Here is a 12,732-nt window from a genome sequence, read left to right on the forward strand (position 1 = left end):
TTTTGTTAACAAGAATTACTTGCAATAATGCACGCCACTTTTGTTCTCGGCCTCACGAGGCCTGGAAGAGCATTACCGTTTTTCTATCTCAGGTCCGGCCAGCATGACACGCAATCAAATCCCCGCTTCGCCAACCAAACGACCTCGCGCCTGGAGCGCCGTGGCTGCCCTGCTGCTCAGCCTGATGCTGGCGCCAGTCGCCGCATTCGCTGACGCACAAGCCCCGGCCGCGCCAGCCGCCACTGAGCAAAGCGCTCCAGCCGCCGCACCTGCTGCGACCGACCCGGTGCAGGCCGTAGACGCCAGCGCCGCCGATGCGCCGGAAGTCCTCGAAGCCGACAACACCCTGGGCATGGCCCACGACCTGTCGCCATGGGGCATGTACCAGAACGCCGACGTCATCGTTAAAGCCGTGATGATCGGCCTGGCCATCGCCTCGATCATCACCTGGACCATCTGGATCGCCAAGGGCTTCGAGTTGATGGGCGCCAAACGCCGTCTGCGTGGCGAAATCGCTGCCCTGAAGAAAGCCGCGACCCTTAAAGAAGCCAGCGCCACCGCGGCGAAGGAAGGCACCCTCGCCAACCTGCTGGTCCACGACGCCCTCGAAGAGATGCGCCTGTCGGTCAACTCCCGCGAGAAAGAAGGTATCAAGGAACGCGTCAGCTTCCGCCTCGAGCGTCTGGTAGCTGCCTGTGGCCGCAACATGAGCAGCGGCACCGGCGTACTCGCCACCATCGGTTCCACCGCGCCGTTCGTCGGCCTGTTCGGTACCGTGTGGGGCATCATGAACAGCTTCATCGGCATCGCCAAAACCCAGACCACCAACCTCGCCGTCGTGGCGCCAGGCATCGCAGAAGCGCTGCTGGCCACCGCACTGGGTCTGGTCGCTGCGATCCCGGCGGTTGTGATCTACAACGTGTTCGCCCGCTCCATCGCCGGTTACAAGGCTCAGGTGTCCGATGCGTCGGCAGAAGTCCTGCTGCTGGTCAGCCGCGACCTCGACCACCAGCCTGAGCGCAGCAGCTCGCAACCGCACATGGTGAAAGTGGGGTAATCGGCCATGGGCCTGCATTTGAAAGAAGGCGCAGACGACGATCTGGCCGAGAACCACGAAATCAACGTCACGCCGTTCATCGACGTGATGCTGGTGCTGTTGATCATCTTCATGGTGGCCGCTCCGCTGGCCACCGTGGACATCAAGGTCGACCTGCCTGCCTCGACCGCCAAACCGGCGCCGCGGCCAGAGAAACCGGTGTTCCTCAGCGTGAAGGCTGATCAGCGCCTGTACATCGGTGACGACGAAGTCAAAGCCGAAACCCTCGGCGCCGTGCTCGACGCCAGGACCCATGGCAAGAAAGACACCACCATCTTCTTCCAGGCCGACAAAGGCGTCGACTACGGCGACCTGATGAGCGTGATGGACAACCTGCGCAGCGCCGGTTACCTGAAGGTTGGTCTGGTCGGGCTCGAGAGCGCAGTCAAGAAATGATCACGACGCGCCATAAGCTGACGCGTTACAGCGGTAGCCTGGCCGTGGTGCTGGGCGTTCATGCGCTGGCCATCGCGCTGGCGCTGAACTGGACCGCTCGCCCGCCCATCGAATTGCCGCCGCAGGCAATGATGGTCGAGCTGGCACCGGTTCCGGCCCCGCCACCGCCTGCACCGCCGAAAGTCGTCACGCCACCGCAGCCACCGGCTCCGGTCGAAGAACTGCCGATCCCGAAACTGGCCGAAGCCCCAAAGGCAGAGATTGCCGTACCCAAGCCGAAGCCAAAACCCAAGCCAAAGCCGCAACCGCCAAAACCGGTTGAGAAGAAACCGGAGCCAGTGAAGGAAAAACCTTCCGAGGAAAAACCGGCGGAACCTCAGCAGACCCAGGCACCGACGGAGAAATCCGCCCAGCCGGCACCGGGCCCGTCGCCAGCACAAATGGCGGCCAAGGCCAGCTGGCAAGGCACCCTGCTTGCGCATTTGCAGAAGTACAAGAAGTACCCGGCAAGCGCACAGGCACGGGGCAAGGAAGGCTTGAACCGGCTGCGTTTCGTGGTGGACGGCGAAGGCAATGTGCTGTCGTTCGAACTGGTGGGCCGCTCCGGCAACGCCGATCTGGACCGGGCCACCCTGGACATGATCCGCCGCGCCCAACCGCTGCCCAAGCCACCGGCCGACATGTTGACCAATGGCTCGATCGAAATTGTTGCGCCGTTTGTTTACTCGCTGGAACGTCGCCGCTGATCTGCACCGGCAGAACACGGCTCGATCCCGCCAGAAAGGCACCGAAAGGTGCCTTTCTCATATCTGCCAACGGCAAACCGGCATTGCCCGGTGTCGCATTCATCACTCAGTCTGATAACGTGCGTCTATCGATTGCAGCCGGTATGCTTGGCCCGCATCTTCATGGACGCTTGCTATGACTCTCACAGAATTACGCTACATCGTTACCCTCGCCCAAGAGCAGCATTTCGGCCACGCGGCCGAGCGTTGCCACGTCAGCCAGCCGACCCTGTCGGTGGGCGTGAAAAAGCTTGAAGACGAACTCGGTGTGCTGATTTTCGAGCGCAGCAAAAGCGCCGTGCGCCTGACCCCGGTCGGCGAAGGCATCGTCGCCCAGGCGCAGAAAGTGCTGGAGCAGGCCCAAGGCATCCGCGAACTGGCCCAGGCTGGCAAGAACCAGCTGACCGCCCCGCTGAAAGTCGGCGCGATCTACACCGTCGGCCCGTACCTGTTCCCGCACCTGATTCCACAACTGCACCGGGTCGCCCCGCAGATGCCGTTGTACATCGAAGAAAACTTCACCCACGTGCTGCGCGACAAACTGCGCAACGGCGAGCTGGACGCGATCATCATCGCCCTGCCCTTCAACGAAGCCGACGTGCTGACCCTGCAACTCTACGACGAACCGTTCTACGTCCTGATGCCGGCCCAGCACCCGTGGACGCAAAAAGAATCCATCGACGCCGCCCTGCTCAACGACAAGAGCCTGCTGCTGCTCGGCGAGGGTCACTGCTTCCGCGATCAGGTGCTGGAAGCCTGCCCGACCCTGACCAAGGGCAACGACGGCGCCAAGCACACCACGGTCGAATCCAGCTCGCTGGAAACCATTCGCCACATGGTCGCGTCCGGCCTGGGCATCTCGATCCTGCCACTGTCGGCGGTGGACAGCCATCACTACGCTCCGGGCGTGATCGAAGTGCGTCCGTTGTCGGCACCGGTGCCATTCCGCACCGTGGCCATCGCCTGGCGCGCCAGCTTCCCGCGGCCGAAAGCCATCGAGATCCTCGCCGACTCCATTCGCCTGTGCTCGGTCGCCAAACCCGCCGCGCCGGTCACGGCCGGTTAAGCCAGCGTCATGACGGAGCTGTCGCAGGTCTCGGTCACCGCACTCAAGGGTGTCGGTGAAGCCATGGCCGAAAAACTGGCCAAGGTCGGCCTGGAAAACCTCCAGGACGTGCTGTTCCACCTGCCGCTGCGTTATCAGGATCGCACCCGCGTGGTGCCGATCGGCGCGTTGCGGCCGGGACAGGACGCCGTGGTCGAAGGCACCGTCAGCGGCGCCGACGTGGTCATGGGCCGACGCCGCAGCCTCGTCGTGCGCTTGCAGGACGGCACCGGCGGACTGAGCCTGCGCTTCTACCACTTCAGCAACGCGCAGAAAGAAGGCCTCAAGCGTGGTACGCGGATTCGCTGCTACGGCGAGGCCCGGCCCGGCGCCTCGGGACTTGAGATCTACCATCCGGAATACCGCGCCATCAACGGTGACGAACCGCCGCCGGTGGATGAAACCCTGACCCCAGTCTACCCGCTGACCGAAGGCCTGACCCAGGCCCGTCTGCGCCAGTTGTGCATGCAGACCCTGACCCTGCTCAAACCAGCCACCCTGCCCGACTGGCTGCCGACCGAACTGGCCCGCGACTATCAACTGGCGCCGCTGGCCGACGCGATCCGCTACCTGCACAACCCGCCCGCCGATGCCGACGTCGACGAACTCGCCCTCGGCCATCACTGGGCCCAGCATCGCCTCGCTTTCGAAGAACTGCTGACTCACCAGCTATCTCAGCAGCGCCTGCGCGAAAGCATGCGTTCCCTGCGTGCGCCGGCGATGCCGAAAGCCACGAAGCTGCCAGCGAAATACCTGGCCAACCTCGGCTTCAACCCGACCGGCGCTCAGCAACGAGTCGGCAACGAAATCGCCTACGACCTCAGCCAGCACGAACCGATGCTGCGGCTGATTCAGGGTGACGTTGGCGCGGGCAAAACCGTGGTCGCCGCCCTCGCAGCGCTGCAAGCACTGGAAGCGGGTTATCAGGTCGCACTGATGGCGCCGACCGAGATCCTTGCCGAGCAACACTTCATCACCTTCAAGCGCTGGCTCGAGCCGCTGGGCATCGACGTGGCATGGCTGGCCGGCAAGCTCAAGGGCAAGAACCGCGTGGCCGCGCTGGAACAGATCGCCAGCGGCACGCCGATGGTGGTCGGCACCCACGCGCTGTTCCAGGACGAAGTGCAGTTCAAGAATCTGGCGCTGGTGATCATCGACGAACAACACCGCTTCGGCGTACAGCAACGTCTGGCGCTGCGGCAGAAAGGCGTCGGCGGGCGCATGTGTCCGCATCAACTGATCATGACCGCCACGCCGATTCCGCGGACGCTGGCGATGAGCGCCTACGCCGACCTCGACACCTCGATCCTCGACGAACTGCCGCCCGGCCGAACCCCGGTCAACACCGTGCTGGTCACCGACACCCGTCGCGTCGAAGTCATCGAACGGGTGCGCAGCGCCTGCGCCGAGGGCCGTCAGGCCTATTGGGTGTGCACGCTGATCGAAGAGTCCGAAGAGCTGACCTGCCAGGCCGCCGAAACCACTTTCGAGGACCTCACCGCCGCCCTCGGCGAGCTGAAGGTCGGGCTGATCCACGGCCGCATGAAGCCTGCCGAGAAAGCCGCCGTCATGGCCGAGTTCAAGGCCGGCAACCTGCAACTGCTGGTCGCCACCACCGTGATCGAAGTCGGCGTCGACGTACCCAACGCCAGCCTGATGATCATCGAAAACCCCGAGCGCCTCGGCCTTGCGCAACTGCACCAGTTGCGTGGCCGTGTCGGCCGGGGCAGCGCGGTCAGCCATTGCGTGCTGCTCTACCATCCGCCGCTGTCACAGATCGGCCGTCAGCGCCTGGGCATCATGCGCGAGACCAACGACGGTTTCGTCATCGCCGAAAAAGACCTCGAACTGCGCGGCCCCGGCGAAATGCTCGGCACCCGCCAGACCGGCCTGCTGCAATTCAAGGTCGCCGACCTGATGCGCGACGCCGATCTGCTGCCCGCCGTGCGCGATGCCGCCCAGGCCTTGCTCGAACGCTGGCCCACCCATGTCAGCCCGTTGCTCGACCGCTGGCTGCGACACGGGCAGCAATACGGCCAAGTGTGAGCACTGTCGCAGTTTCTCAAAGCTCGTTCCAACCAAGCTGGTTATACTCCAGCAATTGTTTCAAAAACGGATACAGACCATGACCGAAGCTGCTCTCGCCCCCGAATCCCCGCACGCTCCGTCTGTTATTCGGCTGCTGCTCAACAAGCTGGGCGTCGCCTACGAAGAAGTGCTCGACCACCACGGCCTCAACGCCTCGCGCAAAGTGCAGGCCGTGTTGCTGGACGACGCGGTCGGTGCGCTGATGGTGCTGTTTCCACAGAGCCAGTTGCTGGATCTCAACCGCCTCGCCGAGCTGACAGGCCGTCGCCTGACCGCCGTGTCCACCGAGCGCCTGGAAAAGATGCTCGGCAAACACAGCCTGAGCCTGCTGCCAGGCCTGCCGGCGCTGACCAGCTCGCCGTGCCTCTACGAAGAAAGCCTGCTGCGCGAGCCGAAGTTGCTGATCAACTCCGGCGAGCCGGGCCTGCTGCTGGAAATCGCCAGCGAAGATTTCAAGACCATGCTGACCAAGGCCAGCGCCGCCAACTTCGGCGAAGCCCTGAGCAGCATCCGCCCGAACCTCGACCGCCCGGACGATGACCGCGAGGAAATCACCCAGGCCGTGCAGGCGTTCACCGCGCGGCGCATCCAGCAACGTCTGGAAGCGACCATCGAGATTCCGCCGCTGGCCGAAACCGCACAAAAAATCATCAAGCTGCGCGTCGACCCGAACGCCACCATCGACGACATTACCGGCGTGGTCGAAACCGACCCGGCGCTGGCCGCACAAGTGGTGAGCTGGGCGGCGTCGCCGTACTACGCCTCGCCGGGCAAGATCCGTTCGGTGGAAGACGCGATCGTCCGCGTGCTGGGCTTCGATCTTGTGATCAACCTGGCGCTGGGCCTGGCCCTCGGCAAAACCCTGAGCCTGCCCAAGGATCACCCGCAACACACCACGCCGTACTGGCAGCAGTCGATCTACACCGCCGCCGTCATCGAAGGCCTGACCCGCGCCATGCCGCGCGCCCAGCGTCCGGAATCCGGCCTGACCTACCTCGCCGGCCTGCTGCACAACTTCGGCTACCTGCTGCTGGCCCACGTGTTCCCGCCGCACTTCTCGCTGATCTGCCGCCACCTGGAGGTCAACCCGCACCTGTGCCACAGCTACGTCGAGCAACACCTGCTGGGCATCAGCCGCGAACAGATCGGCTCCTGGCTGATGCGCTACTGGGACATGCCGGACGAACTGGCCACCGCCCTGCGCTTCCAGCACGACCCGAACTACGACGGCGCCTACGCCGAATACCCGAACCTCGTCTGCCTGGCCGTGCGCCTGCTGCGCAGTCGCGGGATTGGTTCCGGCCCGGATGAAGACATTCCGGATGCGTTGCTGGAGCGCGTGGGCCTGACTCGCGACAAGGCTAATGACGTCGTGAGCAAAGTGCTTGAGGCGGAAGTGCTGTTGCGTGAACTGGCTTCGCAGTTCAGCCAGGCTTAAAGCAATCTTCGGAACGTCAACCAGGGCCTTTTTTGATTGCAGATATGGCCCTGGCTCCACAGATTTCGGTCAGTTTGCCAGCAACGACAGCAAACAAGCGCCCTGCTATGATTTGACGGCAAACAGAGGGATTTCCGATGACCCAAACAGATGCTGTCAGCGTTGCTAGCGAAGTCCGCAAGCTCGCCAAAGACAACAAGGTTACGGCCAGACGTGACGGCATGAGTCGTATGGCTGTGGGGATTACCCGCTTGGCTGGCGATGTCGTCGAGCTGGATGGCATCGAACAGTTGCTCGTCAATCTCAAGCGGAAAGGTGTTCTGAGCAAGTCTGAAATCCTGGCGCTCCAAGGGCGTTATCTTCAGGAAAGGCGCGCACAGAAACGTAGCGCATGACTTTCGATCCGTTCGGCGACTTCGAAACGGCTGGATATCTTCAAAACTCGCTGCAACTGAAAGATCCCGTTGAAGTAAAAGAGTCAGAACATCTTTCGTTCGAATTGAGTATCGAAGAGGCGCTTGCCTATCTGGCCAAGAAAAAGCCGATCGATTACCAGAGTGTACTCAAGGTTCACGAGATCCTGTTCTCAGGCTTCTATCACTGGGCAGGAAAAGACCGGAACGAGCTCGTCCCCCATCTGGCAGTCTTCAAGGGCTCTCTCGACGACCCTCGTAGCACAGTCTTCGAGCGCCCGGCCTCCATCAAAATGTCTGTCGACTATGCGCTCAAGCTCGCAGCAGACAAGAAACGCTTCAGGGACCATCCCGGCGGAGTGATGGGCCAACTGGCTTTCGCACACCCCTTCCTGGACGGCAATGGACGCGCGATTCTATTGGTCTTCATGGAGCTCTGTTATCGAGCCGGGTTCGCCATCGACTGGTCAAGAACAAGCAAAGACGACTACTTGCGGGCACTCAGCGACGAGATCCGAGAGCCGCGCGAAAGGCATCTCGATAACTACCTCAACCCGTTCGTAGTCGATATATCCAGTCGTGACGAATGGCCAGAGACCATCAGTGGCATCAGAGGCCTGGATGGCCTGGACAAGGAAGACATCACTTACGAGAACCTGGACAACCCCCAAGTCCAGCAGATCTACAAGACATACCGGGCCCAGCCCCTGGACGCCGAGCCTCCCGAGCCCGAAAGCTGAAGAGGCAGGCCTGTCCCGACAAGCTCCCTGAAAGCCCTATGCCTTCGGCTTGGCCTTCCGCGGCTTCAAATACTTCATCAACCCCTGAAACCACATCACCAGCGCCGGGTTGCCCTTGAGCTGGATCGACTTGTCCTGAATCCCCTGCATGAACGCCAGCTGCTTGTTCTTCGCCTGCATCGTGGCAAACCCGAACGCCGCGTCTTTAAAGGCAATCGCAAACGCCGGCTCCGCCACCACCCCGGACTTGCTGGTAATGCGCTGGCCCTTCACCACAAAATGCCGCGCCACTTTCCCGTCCAGAGTCTGCAGCTGAAAAACCAGATCCTTGTCACCCAACTGCTGCTGGAACTCAGGATTTGTCCGACTGGCCTTACCCATCAACAGACCCAGCATCCACAGAAGAAAACGAAATTTCATGCGCACAGCCTCAAAAGGAAAATGAACGGCTGGGGGAGTGTAAGGGATTCGGACGGATTCGCCACTATCTTGGATTGATAGAAGACGATGCATGTCTTTTCCTGAAAGATGACTACCAAGTCACGACTTCGCTCTCAGGACTTGATCGTTCCCACGCTCCGCGTGGGAATGCCTCCCCTGACGCTCCGCGTCAAACCATCCCCTCGTCCTACACCTGGAGAAACACATTTCCTGTAGGAGCTGCCGATAGCAGTGGTTTCTTGTTCCTCTACCCCGCAATTCCTTGGGAAATGTCCTTCAAACTGCGGTGCTGTCCATGAACTAGGCGAACTTGAGCATCATCGATAGCCTCTGTGTGTCACCGCAAAATCGGTGACTCGGACGTGCAAGTCCGGTTCAGGTGCACAATCGCAATGGCATTTCGCCGAGCCTTTTCCTATGCTCGCGGATCGTTATGGCGGCTGTGCGTCGGAGACCTTCGGGTCTGCCGGGCACCTGGACCGGTCTTGCACACCAACGCACAGCTGCCACCTATTTCGAAGTGCAAAGCGAAACGGTGTCAGCGTCTTAACTCCAGGGATGACATCCATGATCAAACCAACACCCAATCCACCCGAAACGCCAGAAACCTCCCCCTACGAATCCCCCGATTCAAAGAAACTCCACGAAGCCGCCGAACGCGCCCTAGACCACCATTTCAAACCCACCGCTCCACGGCCAAAACGCCTCGGTGGCCTGTTCGCCCTCTGCCCCAACACCGACGCCGAAGCCCTCATGGCCAACGCGTCCGAAGACCTCTTGTCAATCAGCGCCTTCGCCGCCAACCTGGCCGACGACCTCGACGGCCCCCGCCGCTCGATGGCACTGGGCCTGAGCAGAATGGCGGACGGCGTGCGGTTGATGGTGGAAGGCACGCTCGATCACATTGAGTTTCGGGAGTATCAAGCCAAGCCGTAGCTGAATCGCGTGCGGAAAAAAGGGGACGTTGAGTCCCCTTTCGAAACTATCCGTTCTTACCATTGGCAACCGGTCTCAGGTGTCGCCTCCATGGTGATGTCCTGATCGAACGAGTACTGCTTGCCCGATTTGTAATTCCTGTAGTACATCGAATTCACCCTCGCACCCTGAGTTGCCATCTCATATTCTCCAGTCACCACACCATCAGAAACTTCTACCCACGTCGTCGTGAACTGATGAGGGCCTTCCTCAGTCATGACCTCGTCCTCGGTGTTCCGATAGACAAGGGGGATAGCTTTCTTCGACTTGCTATACCTGACACCTGCGCCGCCCCATTTGGTGACAGTGTCGAAATAGGTTCTGAATTCAAAGTTGATGTTTTTTCTATCAAGTGAGCGAAAGCAAGAAACCCGCGTTGAGACTTCGCTATGGGCGGCAAGCGGAGAAAGACACAGCAACGCAACAAAGAACATCGAGGCAGTTTTCAAACCGTTCATTCCTTCAACGATTAAGAGGTAATTGAAAGCGCATTCGCACTGCGCAGTTAGCGATGTCTTCCTGGAACACACGCTCACTCATTTCGCAGTGCCCATCGACTTACTGCCGCCACAACGGATCGTCGAAGTTGTCACCCCCCAATCGCTCCATGGAAGCCGTCAGACCTTTTTCTCGATCTTGCCCCGCCATGGCCGATGCAGCTTTATAAAAACCGTCCAGGGGTAGTCCTGTCTGCAGGGCGATTAACTCCCCCAACCGGGCATTGGTGGTTTGCACCAGGCACCCAAGCTTTTCGATGGGCGCCTCTGCACCGGGCAATGCCGACTGATAGATATCCTCGCAATACGCCTCTTTGAAGCGCACCCACTTCTTTTGCACATCAGTCAGTTTCTTCTTGTCGGTCGGCGCCAAACCGACCAGCGCTTTCTTGTATTGCTCATTCAGCACTGCATCGACTTTCTCGAAAGACTGCTGACCGCAAATGATCAAATCGGGATTGGAAAAGCTGTCGGGATTGCAGGTTTCCTGGGAATGTGCAGGAACCAGCAAAGCAGCCAAAGAAACACCCGCGACCAGCTCTAAGAGCGCCTTGAGTTTGATCATGATCCGGATACTCCGGCGCTGCGTTCAGCTACCCGTCCAGATACCTTCGAGGCACCGAGCTCGGAGGCGCCGCACTTCAGCTCTTTGATCTGCTCGTTCTGAATCGGAATGACACAGGCCAGGCGCTTTTCGCCGATAGGACGAAGCTCTGTCAGGCTAAGTGTCACGTGCAAACCGTCGTTCGCAAATACGTGCCCCTCAAATCCCGCGTCGGCATAACCCGACCAAAACGACTTGCCATCAAAACTGCAAAAACGCTTTGAAGAAAGCACTCTCCAACCGCCGTTAGGCGCCAGAATCTGAACCGTCAAACAAGGACTGCCAAAGGTGCTGACATAACGCGCCACGACATCGCCAAAGCGCTGGGAGCCGGACAGAAACACCTTGTTGAGATCAACCACATTCCCCGGCTCATCAGCGATGATCGTGTCCAGATAAGCCGCACGCTCCAGGCTCATTCTTGCCATGCAGTTATTGATGGTCGTGACATGCGCTGCCATCCCAGGCTCAATTTCCGTGGCTTCGAGCGGGCACGTGGTGTCGCGCAGTTTGATCCAGGCACGCTGGGATTCTCTGGCCATGGCAACAAGTGCCTTGCCCTGCTCCGGGTCGGTCCGTTGCTGAGACTCAAATCGTGCCAGCAGTTTCTTGTAGCTGGCATTGAGCTGTGAATCGGCTTCCTTGCGGACCGCCTCCACGCAGCGATCCACCTGTGAGCTCACGGAAATCTCTTTGCAGTCGTCATCGGCAATTGCGAAAGAGGCAAACAGGCATCCAAAGGACAACGCAATAAAACGCACAAACATGTTCAATTCTTCATTCCCTGAAGGACGGATCGCTCAACTACGCGTTGAGGTATTTTCTGCGCCTTGCCGTCGGCGCTCATCGCGTCACGGTACTGGCTGTAATAGCGCTGCGCTTCGTCTTTGCGATCAAGGCGCCAGAGAGAATCGGCGATGTTCAACATCAGCACTGTGCGTTTTCCTACGGCCTCAACGCCGCGATAAAACTTCAGTGCAAGTTCATCGCTACCGCCCTCGGCCAAGTAGAAGGCCAAGTCGTTGAGAGCTTGAACATTGCGCGCCGGTGGGTGACAAGCCATATAGGCGTCTGGACTTATAGTGCGAAGATTGAATTCGAGTTCTTCCACGCGAGATTGCGGTATCTCAATACTTGAGACTCGATTCAACAAATCCTTTGGAGATGGTGTCGTCAAGGCAAGGTCAAGAACTTCCCCTTCACCGTAGGTCCATCGATTGCCCTCCCACTTGCCGTAGCAAAACGTGGCTGCGTGCTGACTCAGTACGCAACCGTTCTCCATCGAAACGACACCGCAACCAGTCTCCTCTGTTGGAATTTCTTCACCCTCTTGACCAATGACAACGCCATACAGAGTCTGAAGAAGCAGCACTGTTTTTTTGTCAGGGCTTAGCCAACTGTCATACGTTTCGGTACCAACGTCGGAAACATAGAGTGGGAAAGTCTTGCCATTCGCGGTAAACGAGGCGATCGCCAACTCCGCAGCAGGCCTGCTCCATTTCTTATCCTTCAGCGTCAACATGTGCCCGCCAACCCCGACGATCTGAATGTTCTCAGCCAAGGCATAGGCAGAAACGAACAGGCTCATGACTATCATCACCCATTTAAGGCTGCCCATAGTCGATCCTTTTCACTGACGGACTTTCCGACTGCAACTGCCTCTTCGTCACGCCGTAAGCCTTGATCAGTTCTTCCCAGGAACCCTTCGAACCAAATGAGCGCTGGGTATTATCGAAGCTGTATTGCTCCAATCGCCCCGCCGTCGAGTAATAACCGCGCCATTCAGGACAGGCACCGCAACCGCCGTAGCCACCTATCGAAACAAGACTGCCCTTGGTGCCTTTCACACAATCCATCGCCACGACAACGTTACTCAGCATCTTCGCTTTCTTACCGTCAGAAGTGAGCTGTGAAACCTTGTCGATATTGCGGCGCAACACTTTGCCGCCAATGTTGATCGTCTGGTCGGAGCAAACCGGGATGAGGTGGGTTTCCGCGTCATCCACCGTCACGGATCGGCAGGACGACACCATCACCACTTCAACACCGCCACATTGCATGACATCGCGCTGGGTGTAGGCGTCCTTGGGAGCGGCGAAAGCTGGAAGCGAGAGCAACAGCGAAAGGCTGCCCGCGAGTAGTCGGTTCATCCAC

General features: G+C 59.7%; 15 protein-coding genes. 9 read left to right on the top strand and 6 right to left on the bottom strand.

The annotated features are described in order from the left end of the window. The first annotated feature begins 103 nt into the window (after positions 1 to 103). From exbB to NH234_RS00245, 8 genes are all read left to right on the top strand, one after another. Positions 104 to 1,057, top strand: coding sequence for a tonB-system energizer ExbB (gene exbB, locus NH234_RS00210; protein ID WP_367255243.1), 954 nt, complete (start codon positions 104 to 106; stop codon positions 1,055 to 1,057). A gap of 6 nt (positions 1,058 to 1,063) precedes the next feature. Next, positions 1,064 to 1,492 carry a TonB system transport protein ExbD gene (gene exbD / locus NH234_RS00215; RefSeq protein WP_085731371.1) on the top strand — a complete coding sequence of 143 codons (429 nt, stop codon included), beginning with the start codon at positions 1,064 to 1,066 and terminating at the stop codon, positions 1,490 to 1,492. Next, entirely contained in the window at positions 1,489 to 2,238 is a 750-nt protein-coding gene (locus NH234_RS00220; protein ID WP_085731370.1) for an energy transducer TonB, read from the top strand. Before exbD ends, NH234_RS00220 begins: the two co-directional genes overlap by 4 nt. Before the next feature lie 175 nt (positions 2,239 to 2,413). After that, the gene (locus tag NH234_RS00225) at positions 2,414 to 3,343 is read left to right on the top strand and encodes a hydrogen peroxide-inducible genes activator (protein WP_007954418.1); all 930 of its coding nucleotides are present in this window, start codon (positions 2,414 to 2,416) and stop codon (positions 3,341 to 3,343) included. A gap of 9 nt (positions 3,344 to 3,352) precedes the next feature. Next, positions 3,353 to 5,428, top strand: coding sequence for an ATP-dependent DNA helicase RecG (gene recG / locus NH234_RS00230; RefSeq protein ID WP_011336566.1), 2,076 nt, complete (start codon positions 3,353 to 3,355; stop codon positions 5,426 to 5,428). Between the two features lie 79 nt (positions 5,429 to 5,507). Then, a complete protein-coding gene (locus tag NH234_RS00235) occupies positions 5,508 to 6,908 on the top strand; it encodes an aminoacyl-tRNA deacylase and HDOD domain-containing protein (RefSeq protein WP_085696810.1) in 1,401 nt (466 codons plus the stop codon). 137 nt (positions 6,909 to 7,045) lie between these two features. Next, positions 7,046 to 7,303, top strand: a complete 258-nt coding sequence (locus tag NH234_RS00240; RefSeq protein WP_085731368.1) for a hypothetical protein — start codon at positions 7,046 to 7,048, stop codon at positions 7,301 to 7,303. Further along, on the top strand, positions 7,300 to 8,061 hold the full coding sequence (locus NH234_RS00245; protein ID WP_367255247.1) for a Fic/DOC family protein: 762 nt from the start codon (positions 7,300 to 7,302) through the stop codon (positions 8,059 to 8,061). Before NH234_RS00240 ends, NH234_RS00245 begins: the two co-directional genes overlap by 4 nt. Positions 8,062 to 8,097: 36 nt before the next feature. Here the strand turns inward: NH234_RS00245 and NH234_RS00250 are convergent, their stop codons facing one another. Continuing rightward, complete coding sequence (locus tag NH234_RS00250; RefSeq protein ID WP_367257263.1) at positions 8,098 to 8,481, bottom strand: SCP2 sterol-binding domain-containing protein; 384 nt, start codon at positions 8,479 to 8,481, stop codon at positions 8,098 to 8,100. 588 nt (positions 8,482 to 9,069) lie between these two features. Between NH234_RS00250 and NH234_RS00255 the strand changes: the two genes are divergently transcribed. Further along, the gene (locus tag NH234_RS00255; protein WP_367255250.1) at positions 9,070 to 9,438 is read left to right on the top strand and encodes a DUF6124 family protein; all 369 of its coding nucleotides are present in this window, start codon (positions 9,070 to 9,072) and stop codon (positions 9,436 to 9,438) included. Positions 9,439 to 9,494: 56 nt separating this feature from the next. Here the strand turns inward: NH234_RS00255 and NH234_RS00260 are convergent, their stop codons facing one another. The 5 genes from NH234_RS00260 to NH234_RS00280 all read right to left on the bottom strand — a co-directional run bounded on the left by NH234_RS00260 (position 9,495) and on the right by NH234_RS00280 (position 12,728). Beyond that, a complete protein-coding gene (locus NH234_RS00260) occupies positions 9,495 to 9,935 on the bottom strand; it encodes a hypothetical protein (RefSeq protein WP_367255251.1) in 441 nt (146 codons plus the stop codon). Between the two features lie 100 nt (positions 9,936 to 10,035). Further along, positions 10,036 to 10,539, bottom strand: coding sequence for a lysozyme inhibitor LprI family protein (locus NH234_RS00265; protein ID WP_367255253.1), 504 nt, complete (start codon positions 10,537 to 10,539; stop codon positions 10,036 to 10,038). Then, a complete protein-coding gene (locus tag NH234_RS00270) occupies positions 10,536 to 11,345 on the bottom strand; it encodes a lysozyme inhibitor LprI family protein (protein WP_367257264.1) in 810 nt (269 codons plus the stop codon). Before NH234_RS00270 ends, NH234_RS00265 begins: the two co-directional genes overlap by 4 nt. A 2-nt stretch (positions 11,346 to 11,347) precedes the next feature. Further along, positions 11,348 to 12,196: a type IV pilus biogenesis/stability protein PilW gene (locus NH234_RS00275; RefSeq protein ID WP_367255255.1), complete on the bottom strand. Its 849-nt coding sequence runs from the start codon at positions 12,194 to 12,196 to the stop codon at positions 11,348 to 11,350. Beyond that, complete coding sequence (locus NH234_RS00280; protein ID WP_367255257.1) at positions 12,183 to 12,728, bottom strand: hypothetical protein; 546 nt, start codon at positions 12,726 to 12,728, stop codon at positions 12,183 to 12,185. Before NH234_RS00280 ends, NH234_RS00275 begins: the two co-directional genes overlap by 14 nt. Positions 12,729 to 12,732: the final 4 nt, after the last annotated feature.

The organism is Pseudomonas sp. stari2, from assembly GCF_040760005.1.
Lineage (GTDB): Bacteria > Pseudomonadota > Gammaproteobacteria > Pseudomonadales > Pseudomonadaceae > Aquipseudomonas.